20 protein-coding genes are annotated in these 18,372 nt (G+C 36.0%); 12 read left to right on the top strand and 8 right to left on the bottom strand.

Annotated features, from left to right (window positions below; genetic code table 11):
* Positions 1-5 precede the first annotated feature (5 nt).
* Positions 6-1,040, bottom strand: coding sequence for an acyltransferase (locus tag CRS_RS17240; protein WP_142725254.1), 1,035 nt, complete (start codon positions 1,038-1,040; stop codon positions 6-8).
* A gap of 167 nt (positions 1,041-1,207) precedes the next feature.
* Here CRS_RS17240 and CRS_RS17235 point away from each other — a divergent pair, with 167 nt between their 5' ends.
* Genes CRS_RS17235 through CRS_RS17225 form a run of 3 tightly spaced genes read left to right on the top strand, consistent with a single transcriptional unit; the run spans position 1,208 to position 3,743 of the window.
* Positions 1,208-1,750, top strand: coding sequence for a DapH/DapD/GlmU-related protein (locus tag CRS_RS17235; RefSeq protein ID WP_142725253.1), 543 nt, complete (start codon positions 1,208-1,210; stop codon positions 1,748-1,750).
* The gene (locus tag CRS_RS17230) at positions 1,750-2,589 is read left to right on the top strand and encodes a glycosyltransferase (RefSeq protein ID WP_142725252.1); all 840 of its coding nucleotides are present in this window, start codon (positions 1,750-1,752) and stop codon (positions 2,587-2,589) included. The genes CRS_RS17235 and CRS_RS17230 overlap by 1 nt, the downstream gene beginning before the upstream one ends.
* Positions 2,589-3,743, top strand: a complete 1,155-nt coding sequence (locus CRS_RS17225; RefSeq protein WP_172617100.1) for a glycosyltransferase — start codon at positions 2,589-2,591, stop codon at positions 3,741-3,743. Before CRS_RS17230 ends, CRS_RS17225 begins: the two co-directional genes overlap by 1 nt.
* A 1-nt stretch (position 3,744) precedes the next feature.
* Here the strand turns inward: CRS_RS17225 and CRS_RS17220 are convergent, their stop codons facing one another.
* The 3 genes from CRS_RS17220 to CRS_RS17210 are packed head-to-tail and all read right to left on the bottom strand — an operon-like array spanning position 3,745 to position 5,734.
* Positions 3,745-4,503, bottom strand: coding sequence for an SDR family NAD(P)-dependent oxidoreductase (locus tag CRS_RS17220; RefSeq protein ID WP_142725250.1), 759 nt, complete (start codon positions 4,501-4,503; stop codon positions 3,745-3,747).
* The gene (locus CRS_RS17215; protein ID WP_047422304.1) at positions 4,503-4,736 is read right to left on the bottom strand and encodes a phosphopantetheine-binding protein; all 234 of its coding nucleotides are present in this window, start codon (positions 4,734-4,736) and stop codon (positions 4,503-4,505) included. Before CRS_RS17215 ends, CRS_RS17220 begins: the two co-directional genes overlap by 1 nt.
* A 26-nt stretch (positions 4,737-4,762) precedes the next feature.
* Complete coding sequence (locus CRS_RS17210) at positions 4,763-5,734, bottom strand: 3-oxoacyl-ACP synthase III family protein (RefSeq protein ID WP_142725249.1); 972 nt, start codon at positions 5,732-5,734, stop codon at positions 4,763-4,765.
* 53 nt (positions 5,735-5,787) lie between these two features.
* Here CRS_RS17210 and CRS_RS17205 point away from each other — a divergent pair, with 53 nt between their 5' ends.
* The 4 genes from CRS_RS17205 to CRS_RS17190 all read left to right on the top strand — a co-directional run bounded on the left by CRS_RS17205 (position 5,788) and on the right by CRS_RS17190 (position 10,089).
* On the top strand, positions 5,788-6,357 hold the full coding sequence (locus CRS_RS17205; RefSeq protein ID WP_142725248.1) for an acyltransferase: 570 nt from the start codon (positions 5,788-5,790) through the stop codon (positions 6,355-6,357).
* Between the two features lie 38 nt (positions 6,358-6,395).
* Positions 6,396-7,544 carry a glycosyltransferase gene (locus tag CRS_RS17200; protein ID WP_142725247.1) on the top strand — a complete coding sequence of 383 codons (1,149 nt, stop codon included), beginning with the start codon at positions 6,396-6,398 and terminating at the stop codon, positions 7,542-7,544.
* 12 nt (positions 7,545-7,556) lie between these two features.
* Complete coding sequence (locus CRS_RS17195; RefSeq protein WP_142725246.1) at positions 7,557-8,111, top strand: serine O-acetyltransferase; 555 nt, start codon at positions 7,557-7,559, stop codon at positions 8,109-8,111.
* Between the two features lie 484 nt (positions 8,112-8,595).
* On the top strand, positions 8,596-10,089 hold the full coding sequence (locus tag CRS_RS17190; protein WP_142725245.1) for a phosphoethanolamine transferase: 1,494 nt from the start codon (positions 8,596-8,598) through the stop codon (positions 10,087-10,089).
* On the opposite strand, the gene CRS_RS17185 is transcribed toward CRS_RS17190, so the two are convergent.
* Together CRS_RS17185 and CRS_RS17180 are read right to left on the bottom strand one after the other, a co-directional pair.
* Positions 10,090-10,701 carry a DUF2306 domain-containing protein gene (locus CRS_RS17185; RefSeq protein WP_142725244.1) on the bottom strand — a complete coding sequence of 204 codons (612 nt, stop codon included), beginning with the start codon at positions 10,699-10,701 and terminating at the stop codon, positions 10,090-10,092. It lies immediately after the preceding gene.
* 135 nt (positions 10,702-10,836) lie between these two features.
* Positions 10,837-11,961, bottom strand: coding sequence for a helix-turn-helix domain-containing protein (locus CRS_RS17180; RefSeq protein ID WP_142725243.1), 1,125 nt, complete (start codon positions 11,959-11,961; stop codon positions 10,837-10,839).
* A 387-nt stretch (positions 11,962-12,348) separates the two neighbouring features.
* Here CRS_RS17180 and CRS_RS17175 point away from each other — a divergent pair, with 387 nt between their 5' ends.
* The 5 genes from CRS_RS17175 (at position 12,349) to CRS_RS17155 (ending at position 16,527) form a co-directional block, all read left to right on the top strand.
* Positions 12,349-13,017 (top strand): carbonic anhydrase, encoded by a 669-nt coding sequence (locus tag CRS_RS17175; protein ID WP_142725242.1) that lies wholly within the window; start codon positions 12,349-12,351, stop codon positions 13,015-13,017.
* Between the two features lie 21 nt (positions 13,018-13,038).
* The gene (locus tag CRS_RS17170; RefSeq protein WP_047427346.1) at positions 13,039-13,338 is read left to right on the top strand and encodes a hypothetical protein; all 300 of its coding nucleotides are present in this window, start codon (positions 13,039-13,041) and stop codon (positions 13,336-13,338) included.
* 141 nt (positions 13,339-13,479) lie between these two features.
* Positions 13,480-15,072, top strand: a complete 1,593-nt coding sequence (locus CRS_RS17165; protein ID WP_142725241.1) for a SulP family inorganic anion transporter — start codon at positions 13,480-13,482, stop codon at positions 15,070-15,072.
* Between the two features lie 55 nt (positions 15,073-15,127).
* Positions 15,128-15,763, top strand: coding sequence for a carbonic anhydrase (locus CRS_RS17160; protein WP_142725240.1), 636 nt, complete (start codon positions 15,128-15,130; stop codon positions 15,761-15,763).
* A 419-nt stretch (positions 15,764-16,182) separates the two neighbouring features.
* Complete coding sequence (locus tag CRS_RS17155) at positions 16,183-16,527, top strand: hypothetical protein (protein WP_142725239.1); 345 nt, start codon at positions 16,183-16,185, stop codon at positions 16,525-16,527.
* A 258-nt stretch (positions 16,528-16,785) separates the two neighbouring features.
* On the opposite strand, the gene pth is transcribed toward CRS_RS17155, so the two are convergent.
* Both pth and CRS_RS17145 read right to left on the bottom strand, forming a co-directional pair.
* Complete coding sequence (gene pth / locus CRS_RS17150) at positions 16,786-17,349, bottom strand: aminoacyl-tRNA hydrolase (RefSeq protein WP_142725238.1); 564 nt, start codon at positions 17,347-17,349, stop codon at positions 16,786-16,788.
* A gap of 87 nt (positions 17,350-17,436) precedes the next feature.
* On the bottom strand, positions 17,437-18,369 hold the full coding sequence (locus CRS_RS17145; RefSeq protein ID WP_142725237.1) for a hypothetical protein: 933 nt from the start codon (positions 18,367-18,369) through the stop codon (positions 17,437-17,439).
* Positions 18,370-18,372 lie beyond the last annotated feature (3 nt).

Here is an 18,372-nt window from a genome sequence, read left to right as displayed (position 1 = left end):
AATTTTCAATGTTTTGCAAAATGAATCTTTCTTAAAAGATTCCGCATCGGCTTTTCAATCAGCTGATAAAAAACTGCGGAGCTGAGTAGCATAACGATAATGTAAATCACAAATACCATATCAATTCCGAATGTGTATTGCTGCGATTTTATCAATTCCCTTACCAGATAAAGGACAGGAATATGAGTGATGTATATACCATAGCTTATTTCCCCCAGATACTCCAGCGGTTTCAGTGAAAAAAATCTGGTAACCCAACCGTTATTGGCAGAAATCATAAGAATAGCCGGAACAAAAAGTAAGGCCATAAGACCGTTGTGATAGAAAAGAGGAACAAACATCAAAGACACAAGAATCAAGAAAAATACGACAATAACTTGGCGGTCATAATTTTTCTGTCTGTAATTTTTTACAAAAAATATCCCTGCAAGATTCCCGATAAGAAATTCATTAAGATGCCAGAAAGGAAAATAGTAAAGAAACTCATGGCTTTTCGTATGAGGACCTTCATAAGCCCCATATACAGGATAAAGATTAGAAAACACCTGAGTAATCAGCCATAGACCAATGGCAAACACCCAGATCATTTTATTTTTCTTTGCATACAAATAATTATATAAAAACGGAAAAAGCAGATAGAAGAAGAACTCTACGGAAATCGACCATCCCGGAAAATTCAGGATCATGGCTTCACCTGGTATCCAGCTCTGAATACCCAATGCATATAAAATCAGCTTATACCAGTCAAACATTTCATATCTGGTGATAAAATACAGCAGAAGCCCTAACATATAAAGCGGATAGATCCTGGCAAACCTGTTTTTATAAAATTCAAGGTAATCAATTTTATCTTTCTTATGATAGGCAATGATCATGATAAATCCTGAAAGAATAAAAAAGTAGCTTACTCCCACATTAGCCCTCAGAAAAAGATTGGAAATATAATCTATTTTATATAAAAACAGATCTTTATTGAAATGGGAAATGACAATTGCCATCGCAGCAACAAACCGGGTAAATGTAATCTGACTTATTTTCACAGAACTGCACAATGCTATACTTTATCAAAACATTGCGACCTTAATGCCGAAGGCTGTTTTTATTTGAGATAAAGTATTAATTTTAAGGCACAAAAATAAGATTTATTCTTATAATTATATAAAACAAATTATATTTGTAAGCTACAAATGTGAAAATAAATCCAGGTATGCTATATGAAATTTTAGCAAAAATTCAACGGAAAAGCCAGATTTCTCGTCTCAAAAAACACCCTAATGTTTCTTTTAAAGGGATTAAGCTTGGGACCAGTAATCATTTTGTTCTGCATGAAAGCTTAAAGAAAATTACAATCGGGAATTCTGTGAGTTTCAGAAATTATGTGCACATTCTGGTACAGCAAAATGCGACTTTAGAAATCGGGAATCATTTTTTCATGAATAACTTCTGTTCTATCAATTGTCTTGACCGTATTTCAATAGGTGACAATACACTTTTCGGGGAAAATGTAAAGCTGTATGACCACAATCATGCTTATCATACCCATCCGGAATTTAAGCTGTTCTCCTCCGAATTTACCACAGCCCCGATCAGAATAGGGAGTAATTGCTGGCTTGGAAGCAATGTGACCGTTTTAAAAGGTGTTACCATCGGAGATAACTGTATTATCGGAGCAGGATGTACCATTTACAAAGACATTCCTCCTAACACCACCGTAATCAATCGTCAAGATTTAATATTCAAGGAACAATAATGAAGTTTTCGATCCTTATTGCACACTACAACAACGCTATTTTCTTCAAAGACTGTTTTGAAAGTATACTTCAGCAAACCTATACAGACTGGGAAGCTATTATTTTAGATGATGCCTCTTCTGAAAGCGAGAAGAAAATGATACAGGAAATGATTTCAAATGACAAAAGATTTAAATTTTTTGAAAATGAAAAAAATTCCGGTGTAGGAGTTACAAAAAGTAAGCTGATTGAACTGGCAGATGGAGATATCTGCGGGTTTCTGGATCCTGATGATGCCATTGCCCCTACTGCTATTCAAAAATGTATGGAAGTATTTCAGGCCAAAAAAAATACAGTTCTTACCTATTCAAGGTTTATGACTTGTGATCAGAACCTGAAGCCAATTTCACCATTCAGGTCTGCTATGCAGGTTCCAAATGATGATCCTTATTTTTTCAATTTCCCAATTCAGATTGCTCATTTTGTGACCTTCAGAAAAGCTGTTTATGAACAGACAGAAAAAATGAATCCCAATTTAAAAATAGGGGAAGATCAGGATCTGTATCTTAAAATGTATGAAAAAGGAAAAGTTCATTTCATTGATGATACCAATTATTTTTACAGAACACATCAGGGAGGAATTTCCCAGAATGACAATAAAAAGAAATCCCACGAGTATTTTGCCCAGGTGATTTTCAATACGATGAAACGAAGAGGACTTACAAGGATCAATGGTCAAAAAGTTCCTGAACAGTATACAAGTGCCGATGAAATATTCGGGCTGCTGCAATATCAACACCAGCTTCCTTTCCGCATCAAGAAAAAAATAAAAATTACGTTACAATCAATCTTCGGATAATGTTAGATAAAAAAATAAAAATTCTGTTCAGGCATCGCTCTATGGAAATGGGAGGTGTGGAGAAAGTTCTGCTGGGACTTCTCAACAACCTTGATCCTGACAAATTTGAGATGACAGTATGTCTGACCCTCAACCAGGGGAAATTGCGTGATGAGTTTCCGAAACATATCAGAAAAGTATATCTTACCGATGGGAAAGAAGATTTTTCCGGCAATTCTCTTTTACAGAAGTTCCAGCTTGTTAAAAGAAGACTGAAGCTAAGAAAACTGAAAAATAATCCTGCCATTGCAGACCGCCTGATCAATGATACTTTTGATATAGAAATCGGTATGGATTACAGGGATTATGATGCTATTCTTAATTCCACCAATAAGAATTCAAAAAAAATAGGATGGTTTCATTCCGAAATTAATGTTCCTAAATTTCAGCCGTTGGTTCCGGATATTTTAAAGAGCTTTCCTCAGTTTGATTATATGGTGTATTGCTCTCACAAGATAAAAGATATGATGCATCAGCATTACCCGGATCTCAGGTATCCGGAAGAAAATGTTATCATCAATCCTATTCCTATTGAAGAGATTAAGCGTAAAGCAGAAGAAAAGCTGGAGAACTTTCCTGAAGGACCGGTTTTTGTCTCGATAGGAAGACTACATTCGAGAAAAGGATATCATAAACTTATTGAAGCCCATACAAGACTTATCAATGACGGATTCCATCATACTATTATTGTTATAGGTGACGGGGGTGAAATGAAAAATCTTAAGGAACAGACAGCCGCCAATAATGTGGAAAAGACATTTATTCTGGCCGGTAATCAGATGAACCCTTATCCTTATATCAAAAAAGCGGATTATTTTGTTCTTTCGTCAGAATCTGAAGCATGGCCACTGGTAATTGCAGAAGCATTAATTCTTCAGAAACCTATTATTGCGACCAATGTGGGTGATGTAGGACTGATGATCAAAGACAGAGAAACAGGATACCTCATCAGCTACGATACAGATGAAATGTATAATGGATTGAAAGCATTCCTTACAGATCCTGCTTTAGTTCTTCATATCAGAGAAAATCTCAGGAATATTGAAAGTCAGTTTGACAATAAGAAAATATTCGACAGCGTGGAAAATATGATAGAAACACTGCACAAAAAATAACTTACTGTGCAGAATATCCTCCGTCGATCACCAGGTTGGTACCCGTGACCCATCTTGATGCATCAGACAGCAGAAAAATACAGGCATTCGCTACATCTTTAGGTTCACCTATTCCCAGCGGATGCTTTTTTATAATTTCTGACGAAGCTTCTTCACCAATATCCTCAAACATCTTTTCTAAAATCGGTGTATTGACCATCGCAGGGCTTATGCTGTTGACACGGATATTACTTCTTGAAAGTTCCATCGCTAAGGAGCGCGCTCCCGAGATTACCGCTCCTTTACTGGCAGAATAAGCCGCTTTTCCAGCCTCTCCTACCATCCCTGCAACAGAAGATATAAATACAAAACTGGAGGTTTCGTCTTTATATTTTTTTAAAGATAAAATTTTAGCAATCTCAAGTCCTGCAATGACATTCACAGCAAATATATCCTGATACAGCTTAGGATTATGCTTCTTTAGCGGTAATGTTTTTTCGATACCGGCACAGTGGATAAAGCCTGATATCTTCCCCAGAGCAGCTACCTTATCTGCAATGACTGCTTCAAGATCCTCAGAATGAGTTATATCTTCGGTGATTGTCTCCACTTTAGTTTCAGGGTGCAGCATAGAAACGGTTTTCATCAGTTCTTCCTGATTTCTTCCTACAAGGATCAGATCAGCGCCGCTTTTGCTGCATTCTACAGAACAGCTTCTCCCGATTCCGGAAGAAGCGCCTGTAATGAGAATAATTTTATTTTTTAATGAGAAAGCATCCATTAATCTTCAAAATTTTCTTTCCCTATAACATCCATTAAATCTGATACGGTTTCAATATCTTTAAAATGCTTGGTATCAATTTTCTTGCTGAAATTTTCGTCTACAAATGCAATAACAGAAAGTAAGCTGATAGAATCATAGCTTTCCAGAGATTTTAAATTCGTTTCAGTAGTTAATGTTTCATCTTCTTCTAATTCCTCTTGTAGTTTTTCTAAAAAAACGGATGTTTTCATATTTTATAATTTTAAATGTTTGTTTTTTACATTTCCATAATGGTAGCCCCCCATGAGTACCCTACTCCGAATCCTGCCATTAAAACTTTATCCCCTTCTTTCAGTATTCCCTTATCCATCATATTTTTAAGTGCAATAGGAATCGTTGCAGAAACGGTATTGCCGGTTTTTTCCATATCAATATAGAACTTTTCCGCCGGTATTTTCGTTTTCTTTCTTAAATAATTCAACATAAAAGAATTGGCCTGATGAAAAACAAAATGGTCAATATCATCCATGGTCATTCCATTCACTTCCAGGGTTTCTTTTACCAGACCGGGAATATTTTCAATCGTAAAATTAAAGATTTCAGGGCCATTCATATAAATATTTTCAGGACTGAATTCATGTTCAGGATTCAGTTCAAAATCCTTTTTAAAAGCACCTTTCTTAACGATAAGGTTTTCTGCACCACTTCCGTCTGTTCCCAGGCAGAACTGATAATCGTTACCTTCCGCTTTTTCAATAATAGCAGAGGCAGAGGCATCGCCGAATATACTTCGGTTTCCTTTATCATCAGGATGGATATGTTTGGTATATGTTTCTGAAGTAACCAAGAGAACACTTTTTGCAATTCCTGAAGAAATCAATCCCTTCGCGAAAGCAAGTCCGTAAACAAATCCTGAACAGCCAAGATTAAAATCTATGGCTCCGATATTTTTTCTAAGTCCCAGTCTATCCTGCAAAATACAGGCCGTTGTAGGCAGAAAATACTCCGGACTTTGAGTGCAGAACAAAATAAAATCTACTTTGTTTCTGTCATAGCTTTCGAAAATTTTTTCCGAAGATTGTACGGCCATATCCAGTACAGTTTCATTGTCAGAAGAAATGTGACGTTGGGAAATGCCTACTTTCTCCTGGATACGGTCGGAACTCCATTCGGGAAACAACTTTTCAAGATCGTTGTTAGTTAGCACCTGCTGAGGCAGATAATATTCTATTTTTGAAATTTTCATCATATTAATAAATTCTCTTTCTTTGCAAAAGTAACGAAAACAAATTTACACTTGTGATGATTTTTATATTCAGAATCCTATTAAAAGTAGACGCTCTCTATCACTCTTTTTTGAATAGGGCCAGTCTTGAAGTGGCTAAATATAGAGGGATGAAGGTAGGTAAGAACTTCAACATGCCTGACAAAGTGTATTTCGGAACAGAACCTTACCTTATCGAAATTGGTGACCATGTGAATATTGCAGGAGATGTGCGGTTTGTAAACCACGGGGGAACCACTACCCTGCTAAGAAGACTTCCGGGATATGAAGATGCCAGAATTCTAGGGAGAATAAAGATCGGCAATAACTGTACTATTGGGCTCAACTGTGTAATCATGCAGGATGTGCAGATTGGAAACAACTGTATTTTAGGGGCTAATTCTGTATTGTCACAATCTATGCCAGACAATACGGTCTTTATAGGAAACCCGGCACAGTTTCTCTGCACCATTGAAGATTATGGTGATATTGTCCTTAAAAACAACCCTGAATATCCACGTGAACTGGAAAAAGACAGAAAAAAACTGGATGCCTATATCAAAGAAAATCTTCCCCACAAGTATAAAAAAGCAAGAAAAATTAAATAAATTTAATCTTGTAAATCCAAAAAAAAGAAAAAAACAAATTGAAAAAGAAAAAACTCCTCATTCGTATAGGTTCATTACGTCACGGTGGTGCTGAGAAAGTACTGATCAACTTTCTGAAAAATCTTCCGCCTGATAAATATGAGGTCGACCTTTTACTCAATCTCTACTCCGGAATATACATTAAAGAGGTTCCGTCATGGGTGACGCTGTACTATCTGACAAAAGGAGAAATGATAACGACCAACAGACCGCAGGATATTCCTGTGAAAGCCTACAGGGTTCTTTATCAGAAAATGTTTCTTTGGTTCCCTTTCCTTCTTTATAAATTTGTTTTAAAGAATAAAAAATATGATGTAGAGATTGCTGCCATCCATGCCATGCATCAGGAAATTCTTTCCAGCCCTCAAAAAGATTCAAAAAAGATCATTTGGGTGCAGAATGATATTTTCAATTTAAAAGAATATACCCCTGAAGTGATCAGACAGTTTTTTAAGTTTGACAGAATACTGGTTATTTCCAATAAACTGCAGGAAGGCATGTATCAACTCGCTAAAAACGAGACTGAAAAAGCATCTGTGATTAAGATTTTTAATCCGATCGACAAAGATGATACTTTAAGAAAGGCAGATGTCGAAATTAATGATTATCCTTTCAGCAGTGATCTTCCCACTTTTGTAACGGTAGGCACTGTATATCCTCAGAAAGGCTATGACAGGCTGTTGAATGTTCACAAAAAACTGATTGATGAAGGACTGAAACATCAGCTTCTGATCATTGGTGACGGATATGATTTCAATAACATTCAGGACCAGCTCCATACACTCGGACTTCAGGATACTGCAAAAATGCTTGGCTTCAGCAGCAATCCATATCCTTACATGAAAAAAGCTGATTTCTACATCATGTCTTCAAGACATGAAGGATTCCCCACGATCATAGCCGAAGCTCTTATCCTCAATAAGCCTATTTCTGCGACCGATATTTCCGGCATCAGGGATCTTCTGCAGGATGGAAAACTGGGCAATATCACCCCGAATTCAGAAGAAGGAATATATGAAGGAATGAAAAAATTCCTTACCGATAAAACGATACCCGAAGAATATAAAAAGCAGATCTCACAAACTGAGCTTCCTTTTGTTTTGGAAAAATCTGTAGAGCACCTCCAGAAAATCATTGATGAAATATAAAACCTTTTTACAATGGCCGACTATTCAATCATTCAAAAAGACTTTTACCGGGAAAGCGGAAAATGGCTTTCAACCATCCAGATATGGAAAAAATGCATCAACCCCAATCTTCATTTTATCTATATCCTGAGGAAAGCCCAGAAATACCAGAAAACACCCGTTCTGAATATCTTATGGAGAATTATACTGAGACATTATCAGATCAAATACGGATTTCAGATTTATCCTGAAACTCAGATTGGAGAGGGATTTTATTTAGGCCATTATGGAAGTCTTGTTATTAATCCGAAAACGGTTATTGGTAAAAACTGTAATATTGCCCATGGAGTTACCATTGGCCAGCAGAACCGTGGAAAAAATGAAGGCTCGCCTGTTATTGGTGATGAGGTATGGATAGGCACCAATGCCGTCATTGTAGGAGGTATTTCTATTGGCAATAATGTATTGATTGTTCCTAATGCCTATGTCAACTTTGATGTTCCTTCCAATTCTGTTGTCATAGGAAATCCGGCAAAAATTGTTCCTACGTCCAATGCCACCAGAGATTATATCAACCGTAAAGTATAGTAATTCCACCAGTTATAGTAAAAATTCTACTTGCAACTATTAGTATTTTCGTGTACATTTGTAAAAGAGGTATTGTTTGATGATGTAAAAAACAACATATTCATCCCGTTTTAAAACCCGCATGAATTGATTCATCAATATCACTCGTTCAGAAAAATCACTTAATATTAAAAACACAACCCCGACTTATTATTAATTAAAAATAATTTTTGATGAAAAAATACAGCCCCATTATTCCCATTCCCTATCTGTATAATCAATCTTAAGGTTATCTTTTCCCATAACCGGAAATAATAAAAGCAATAACATCCGATCTTTCAAAAGGTTCTTTATAAGCTTATATCATCTCTGCTGCATTTGAAATGGATAATCTGATACGATATTTTTGCAGAATACATGATGCGCAGCAGGATGTCATCCTGAAAACTCTTAAGAAAGATGATTAAAAATTTATCTTAACAGCAAAGAAAACATATATACAGCCATGTTCAAAAAAACAGTTCCTATTCTTCTTATTATAATATACCTTACCGGTTTTCTAATCTCTTTTCCCTATATCTATGACAATTTGTTCGGTGCAGAAAAATGGGAAAGTATCAGGAATATCTTTGAATACGGAATTATGTTTTGTTCATTCCTTGTATTCAATGCTTTGTTGCTCAAAAACAAATATACGTCTGTAATTGCTGTTATCCTCTGCTTATTATTGAGTGTTAACTTTCTGATATCAGCATCCTGCTTTTTCATTTACCATTCAGGATTTAATGTGGGAATGGCTATAAGTATTCTGGAATCAAACATGAATGAGGCCATGAGTATGTCTTATATGTTTATTCTGCCAGGCATTCTTTTCTTTGTATTTTTGGGACTACTGCTGTTTTCCGTCAATTATCTGAAAAAAAATGCAGTTGCATTCAATACTAAGTTTGTAATCATTGCCTTATTATGGCTTCTCATGCCGTTTACCTTTTATCTTAAACATCGGTATGTAAGCAATAAAGGAGGCGGAAAGATGATCAAAAGCGTATATTATCATTTATCTGACTTCACTACAGCACTGAAAATTCAGGAAGACATCAACACCATTAAAAAGAATATCCCGGTTTTCAATATCAAAAAAATACAGTCTGGTATAGAAAATGTGATCCTTATCATCGGAGAATCAGAAAGAAAGCAAAACATGTCATTATATGGCTATGCTAAGAAAACCACTCCTTATACAGATCAGCAGGCAGAAAATATGATGATTTTTGACCATGCCGTCTCTCCAGCCGGAATCACCAATCTGAGTGTCCCACTGATGCTGTCCAGCATTCATCCGGATGAATTCAGATATCGTTATGATAAACTGTCCTATAATATCATCAATATGGCCAATCAAAGTGGTTACAATTCTTTCTGGCTCAGCACACAGGCGAGTGCAAGAGGTATCACCGCTATAGCTTCCATGTCTAAGAATAAAAAATGGGTAAACGGCTATGACGAAGTAATTATCCCTGAGCTGAAGAAAGTCATTCAGAAGAAGGAGGATAAATTTATTGTACTTCATATTATGGGAAGCCACCCTAATCCATGCAACAGGCTCCCTGCCAATTGGAATTCCGGAGACCTGAATTGCTATGACAGCTCCATCAAGTACACCGATTATGTTTTCAAAAATATTTTCAGCACCCTGAAAAACACCAATTCAGTGGTTATTTATGCTTCAGATCACGGCCTTAAAATTCAGGGGGATAAGCTACTGCACATAGACTCCAAAGAATCTACCCAGGTTCCGTTTTTTGTTTGGTTCGGGGATAAAGTACCTGCACCTTACAGAATTACAGGACACGAAGTAAGGCAGACCCAAACTACCTATATCTATCCGCTGATCATGAAATATATGGGGCTTGAGCCTCCTCAGCATTATAAAAATGAAGAGAACAAATATTTAAACTTAGAAATGAAGAGTATGGAGTATGGCAAACTGCCGGAATAATTAAGCCTCAGGCAGATGCTGATTTCTGTTAATCCAATAGGCCAACAGCACATTGGGAACCCAGCAGAGCCATGCCACAGCAATATAAGAATTAACAGGATCCTGTGTTATATTTTTAAGTAAAGGGTACCATATTCTCAGAGTTACAGCAGCGAAAGTACAGGCATAACTGTAAGTCATCAGCTGCTGATGCTGAATAATATTTCTCTTTCTAATCTTGACAATGGATACAAGCGTTGTGATAAGCCATGTCACTCCTAAACAAATGAATCCCGCGGCTGAAATCAGTCCTCCATTTGCATAAAAGCCCATATAAATTGCAGATATGGAGCTGATAACTACAGATATCATATAAAGATGTCCAATAATCCTATGTATTCTCAGGTGTTTAATCCTAAAAGAATTTCCAAACTGACGCCAGCCAATCAACAATGCGAGTCCACCGAAAGTAATATGTGCAAAAAATGCCGTTTTCCAGATATTGTCATGAAGAACTTCAGGGGATTTGGATCCCAAAAAAGTATGCTGATGTTCAACGAAAACATAAATAACAGGATATATTCCGATAAGCAATGCCAAAACACACATTATTACAAACAGTAATTTTTTCATATTCTCAATTTAAATTTCTGTAAAAATGAGAATTACAAAAGCTTCAATTGTTCCAAAATGAAAGGCGGAACCTATTTGTAACTCATTAAAAATAAACCTCATGCAATAAAAGCCATTAAAAATAACGGGAATCAGCTATTCTATTTGTATGTTCCGGCTTTTCAGAAATTCTCTTGGGGAGCAGTTCATATATTTTTTAAAATTCCTGTTAAATGAGGTTTTCGAATTAAAGCCACTCTCAAATGCCAATGAAAGAATGGTGAACTTTTCATTTTCAGGAAGCATAGCTATCCTTTTAAATTCTTCAATCCTCTGACGGTTAATATAATCATAAAAGTTTTTGTTCTCCATTGAATTAATCATCTGGGACAGGATGTTTGGATGAATGTCCAGAAGTAATGCAGTATGGTTCAGATTCAGTTCCGGGTCTTTATAAAGCTTTTCTTTTTCCATCTTATCTGTAAGTTTCTTATAAATGATCTTTATAGCATCCTCTCCGGGTGAACTTTTCTGATACTTCACCATTGCTTCATCAGCTTCTTTTTCATGTACAGTAAATTCCGCAGCTAAATCCAGAATCCCGACACGGCTGATTCCAAAATAAGCAGCTGCGATGATAAACAGGACTACGATGAAAAAAATAAGAATATCATTTCTAATCATTACAGCAACCCATATCAAGGCTATTCCGGTAATAAGATAATACAACCAGCTAAGGTTAATCTTCTCAGTATTGGAATATTGATCAGAAATTTCTTTCGTATATTTTCTAACCACAACAAGACTTAAAACAACATAGACTACTCCTGATAAAATCATCATATATTTGAGCAGTCGGCTGATCAACTCGTACTGTCTTCCTCCGCTCTGATAAACAGCAAGCCTCTCCCAGGGACTTAGCATCAACAGTTTCAGCAATAATAAACAGACTATTAAAACAGGAATAAAATGCAGCCACCACGTCTTTTTGTCCGGTCCTTTTCCTGTAACACACAGAACATACCAATACAACATTGGCCCATGAATAAAAGGAAAGATAACTTCGTATCCCAGAAAATAAGGAAACCTCACATAGTATCCTGAAAAAAGTAAAACAAATAAAATAAGATGTATTCCTATAATCAGGAACCACGCTGCCAATACATAATCAGCCATTCCCTTTTTACGTTTCCCGACAATCAGAAATGAAGAGAAACAGGCAATAAAAACTCCTGCCAGATAATATACCGATGGTAAAGATTGCAGACTAAAATCAGACATCAGGTTGATCAATTAATCAAAGCTTCAAGTTATTTATTTTTTTTGATACCTGTGAAGTCATTTTTATTAGCTATTTGACAGTGACAATTCCGACCCAATAAATAATTAAAAATATTTTAATCCACAAATCACAAATTTTGATTTATACTTCGTAATTTTATCCTAGTTTTTAAACGTTTGGATTACCAGATAGACTTCATTGGCTGTAATACGAAACATATCGGGATATCAGATATGATTTTAAGCATATTTTAATATTAAACTTTGTTAAAAGTGATTGATTCTTTAACAAAAATTATATTTTTGTATAATTATTGATTTAGTCTATTGAATTTGAAAATAATTTAAACGAAATAAATAATTATAAACTTCAAAAAATTTAGAATTATGTCACCATCGTACGAGGTTATTTTCGAAAACAACAAAAAATGGGTAGAGTCCAAAGTAGCTGAAGATCCGAATTTCTTCCATGAACTTGCAAAAACTCAGCATCCTGAATACCTCTACATCGGATGTTCAGACAGCAGAGCTACCGCAGAGGAACTGATGGGAGCAAAACCTGGAGAAGTCTTTGTCTACAGAAACATAGCCAATGTGGTCAATACTTTAGACATGAGTTCCACAGCGGTTATCCAATACGCTGTAGAGCATTTGAAAGTAAAACACATTATTGTTTGTGGTCATTACAATTGTGGCGGTGTAAAAGCAGCGATGACTCCTCAGGATCTAGGATTACTGAATCCATGGCTGAGAACCATCCGCGATGTTTACAGGCTGCATCAGGCTGAGCTGGATTCTATTGAGGACGAAAACAAACGTTATGACAGACTTGTAGAACTTAATGTTCAGGAGCAATGCATCAACGTGATTAAAATGGCCTGCGTACAGGAACGATACATTTTAGAAGAGTATCCTATTGTACACGGCTGGGTATTTGACCTCAGAACAGGTAAAATCATTGATCTTGAAATTGATTTTGAGAAAATCTTAAAAGACATCCAAAAGATCTACAATCTTACAAGTTCTGATTGGGTAATGAGCAGAAAGACCAAATAGTTTTTCTAAAAAGAATGTAAAATGAAATTCTGGAGTATTATTGTATTAACGTTTTTTCTGAATTTTACGGCGCTGCCAGGCATTGCTGCGGTAGCGGGCTGGGATATTGCAAGAACGAATATAATAATCAATGAAGAAGAACCACACTCTCACCCATCCTCATTTATTGTTTACGAAAAGACAATTCCGAAACCTTTGGATGTTTTCGATTATCTGAAGTTTTCCGAACCTGATGTTCAGGGCGTGTCTTTTGTTCTGATTGATGATTCTTTTCATCTTTCACCACTACTTACTATATTTTCTCCTCCTCCGGAAGCGTAACCCCTATAGTTAGATTTTTTTGATACTACTCCATATCATTTTTGATATCGGATACGCATGTATTATAAAATTATTTTTCCAACTTTTTATAATTGACTTATTTACAACCAATAAGTCGGTTATCCCTTACAGCTTCACATTATGAAAAAGACATCATTAATAGGAGGAATCAAGGAAAATTTTCCTTCAGGACTCGTGGTATTTTTAGTAGCACTTCCGTTGTGTTTAGGAATTGCTTTAGCATCAGGTGCTCCACCGTTATCCGGTATTATTTCCGGTATCATAGGCGGCCTGGTAGTAGGAACAATCAGTAATTCAAATATATCTGTTTCCGGACCTGCAGCAGGCCTTACAGCTATCGTTTTAACAGCAATAACAGATCTTGGTGCATTTGAACTCTTTCTTTGTGCAGGGATTATTGCGGGGCTTATTCAATTGGTTTTAGGGTTTGTAAGAGCTGGAAGTATTTCCAACTATTTCCCGAATAACGTTATTGAAGGTATGCTTGCTGCCATAGGAATTATTATTATATTAAAACAGATTCCGCATGCCCTAGGATTTGATAAAGATTATGAAGGGCACGAGTCGATTTTTGACAATGGACTGAATTTCGGGTATTTTACAGAATTGCTGGAAGCCATCCATCCGGGGGCTATTGTTATTACTTTAATATCTGTGGCAATTCTTATCGCATGGGACAAAATCCATGTGCTGAAAAGAATGAAAATGCTTCCCGGCGCATTAGTTGCGGTTATAGTAAGTATCCTTTTGAATCAGCTCTTTAAAATGTCCGGAAGCTCCCTGGCTGTGCAGACACAGCATTTGGTTTCCTTACCGGTTCCACAGACTCTGGATGATTTTAAAAACCTGATTACCACTCCTGATCTTAATGGTTTCACCAATCCCAAAGTATGGATCGTAGGAGCAACGATTGCTATTGTTGCCTCTATTGAAACTTTACTTTGTATAGAGGCTTCTGACCGGCTGGACAGACAGAAAAGAATTACAGATACGAATCTCGAGCTTAAAGCCCAGGGAATAGGAAATCTTATAAGTTCTTTTATTGGAGGTCTGCCAATGACTTCTGTAGTAGTAAGAAGTTCTGCCAATGCCAATGCAGGAGCTACATCTAAGATGTCTACCATTATTCATGGTGTATTTTTATTAATCTGTGTCCTGTCTATTCCTGTTGTTTTAAATTTAATCCCATTGGCAACATTAGCTGCGGTATTAATTTTAGTCGGATATAAATTGGCAAAGCCAGCTACGTTTAAACATTTCTGGCATTTGGGAAAATTCCAGTTTATTCCGTTTGTAGCAACCGTTGTAGCAGTAGTCGCAACAGATTTATTAAAGGGAGTTGGAATTGGTCTGGCGATTTCAGTATTCTATATTCTTCAGGGAAATATGAAAAGAGCATATTACTTAAGCAGGGAGAGACTGGATGACGCAGATGGAATCAATATCAAACTGGCTGAAGAAGTATCCTTTCTAAATAAGGCAGCCATTAAAAAAACACTTAAAAACATAAAACCAAGCTCTACAGTAATCATTGATGCAAGAAACACTTCATACATCGCAACAGATGTACTGGAAATGATCCAGGATTTTGCCAATATCCGCGCCAAGGAACAGGATATCAATGTTGAACTGCTAGGCTTTAAAACTTCATACAGAGATTACGAAAGAAGTGAGGATTCCCATATTTTGGTTACTCACAAAAGAGCAATGTAATCTCATCCCTCAATTAATTAATTTTTTTAACTTTAAATTTGAAAACAATAAAAATATGAAAGCACATACATACGAAACCCAATCTACAATTACTCCTGAAAAAGCATTAGAATTCTTAAAAGAAGGAAACCAGAGGTTTGTCAATAACCTTAAAGCAAACAGAGACCTTCTTGAACAGGTAAATGCTACGCGTGAAGGACAATGGCCTTTTGCCGTTGTTTTAAGCTGTATCGACAGCCGTACTTCCGCAGAGCTTATCTTTGACCAGGGGCTTGGAGATATTTTCAGTATCAGAATTGCCGGTAACTTTGTGAATCAGGACATTCTGGGATCTATGGAATTTGGGTGTAATGTTGCCGGTTCTAAGCTCATTGTCGTATTAGGACACACCAAGTGCGGGGCATTGAAAGGAGGTCTTGACGCTGCAAAAATTGAAGGCCTGGGAATGGATAACCTGAACCATCTTATCAATCACTTCAATCCTATTATCAATGAAATTATCGAAGAGAATGAAGAGCGTTCATCCAGTAACAGCTCTCTTCTTGAAAGGCTTAATCAGCAAAATGTAAGAAGCGCGATTGAAGATATCCGTAAGCAAAGTTCAACCCTTAAAAATCTTGAAGCTGAAGGTAAAATTAAAATCGTTGGCGCCAACTACGATGTTGAAACAGGTGCTGTAACGTGGTTATAAGATTTAAATTCATTACATTTCAATTATAATTTACAGGAATGCCATCGAAATTCGATGGCATTTATTTTATTGAATTTCATTATAAAACAAGTGAATAGTAAACCATAAAATGCATTAAAATGGTAAAATCAACAATATATTTCAAAGAGATTTGGTTTAAATTAATGGAGATTAATTATATATATTGCGATTACCTAATTGGAGATAATGATGAGAATACTGATGAGCTTTTTAGAATACAATGTATGAATGAGCAAATGGTTGGATGCTTCGTGAAATGAATTCGAAAAGCACTGATGTTACAGATAAAATGATACAATATCATCCTGGTGCTCCGAGGCACTTTAATGGTAAGCCATATTGGAAAGCACTATCAGGAGGAAATAGAAACCCTGTAATAACACCATAAATCCATAATTATGATACATCAATATAAAAAGATAACAGAAAGTTTAAAATTACTGGCCTCATCGTTAGAGGAACAGGAAAAATACTTGCCCGATTTCGCAGATGTCCCAGATGAGGTCACATCAACTTTTGAAAATGCTTTTTTATTATTACCTGCTCTTATAGAAAGTAATCAATTTTCCAATGCTTCAATAGCTTCGATTTTACGTTTGAATAATAAAGTACAATGGTGTTTAAGAAATGTAGATTTGGATGACTTTTCAAATTCAGAGTGGAATAAAGTGAGAGAAATGGCAAAAAATACTCTTCAAATAATGGGAGAACCCTTTGGAAAACCCAATCTCCATTATATATGAAAAAGCTTATAAAAAATTCACAAGCTTAGCAAAATAATATATTATAAATGATTTGAAAAGGCAAACATTTTGGCAAAGTGGAAAAAATTGAAATTTCTAAATCAGAAGAATTTATCCCTAAGATTTTGGATAATCCAGTATAGATTTAGCTAATAAATCACTCTTAAAATGATTATAGATGACTACCTCTTTTTTGAGGTAGTCATTCTTTTAAATAAATATTATTATATTTTAGATCCTCTTGATTCCAATTACGAATTATTTCCCGTTAAAAGCAGACATCGTATTATTCAACCCTGCAAAAACGAAAGAAAGAGCGGCCTTGGAAAAGGTTTCAATTCTTTCGGTAAGCTTTTCAGCTTCTTCTTCATTCCAGGTTCCCAATACATAGTCTACCTGTCGCCCGGCAGCAAAATCAGCAGAGATCCCGAAACGCAGTCTTGCGTAATTTTGAGTCTGCAGTACTTCATTAATATTTTTAAGCCCGTTGTGCCCTGCATCGGAACCTTTTCCTTTCAATCTTAAAGTTCCGAAAGGAAGAGCCAGGTCATCGGTAACGATCAGTACATTTTCCAAAGGAATATTTTCTTTCTGCATCCAGTATTTCACGGCATTACCGGAAAGGTTCATATAAGTATCAGGTTTAAGGATAAAAACCTTTCTGCCTTTATGCTTTCCTTCTGCAAGCCAGCCAAAATTGGAGGTATTGAATGATACCTCAAGCGTTTCAGCTATTTTCTCCGCTACTTTAAAGCCTATATTATGCCGTGTATTTTCATATTCTGAGCCTTTATTACCAAGCCCTACGATTAAATATTTCATCAGAAATTTTTTGCAAAATTAAGAGATAAAAAACAAAAAAACTCAATCTTAGGAAAGATTGAGTTTGAATATTATTAAAAAAATTTTTTATTGTGGCTTGTAAATATAGTTAACCCCATATCCTTTTGTCATGTATGTCTGAGGATCATAAACGTAATTGGTACTCTTCACAATTGGTGTTGGAATTGGAGGCGTAAGATCTGTTACTGACCATCTCTTAGGATTGTTTGGAGATAAGATAAGACTTTCTTTATCATTGATCACTGTAGATAATAATCTTGAAATCTTATATACGTGCGGCAATAATGTGAATGGACTTACCTGCTCATCATAGGCATAATATTCATAGCTGTATTTTCCTGTAACAGTACCGAATGCTCCTCCTGACATTGTCCCGTAGTATCTTACTACTTTTGATACATTATCTCCTACATAAGTATAAGCTGTTTTAGAATAATCTGTAAAATTAAGAGGAGCTCCCGGAACGTCCGGTCCGTTCTTCATAATGATAGAATCCAGTTTCCCCGTAGAAGTGCTGTACTTGATAGCATAAAGGCTCTTCTCTTTTTTCAGTAATGTCTGTGGTCCAGGAGGATTTCCAGGAATTATAGGAGGAGGTCTTCTGAAAATCGAACGGTTTTCAGAAATTGACTGAAGTTTGTTATTGTTTGCATAAGAGAATAATTGTGTGTATGAAACACTGTCTTTATCCAGCTTTCCGTTTCCGTCAAGATCAAGGAAACCGTTAAAGTTGATCTGGCTGATTTTATCACCACTGTACATGATATCTGTGATTGAGGCACTGTCTGTAATTACTTTAGTCACAAGAAGTCCGCTGTAGCGATATTCTGCAATAGTATCTTTATCTGTAATTTCTCTGTATAATGCTCTTGGCCCGCTTAAACCTCCTGTATTGTTAAGATCCAGCAACGGGTTTCCATCTTCATCTAATAAACTCTTGCAGGAATGTATTGAGGAAAAACCTGCGATTAATAAAATAAAATAGAAAATTTGTTTCATTTC

This window comes from Chryseobacterium sp. ON_d1 (assembly GCF_006829085.1).
In the GTDB taxonomy this organism is placed as follows: domain Bacteria; phylum Bacteroidota; class Bacteroidia; order Flavobacteriales; family Weeksellaceae; genus Chryseobacterium.
This window is presented reverse-complemented; position numbering and strand designations above follow the sequence as displayed.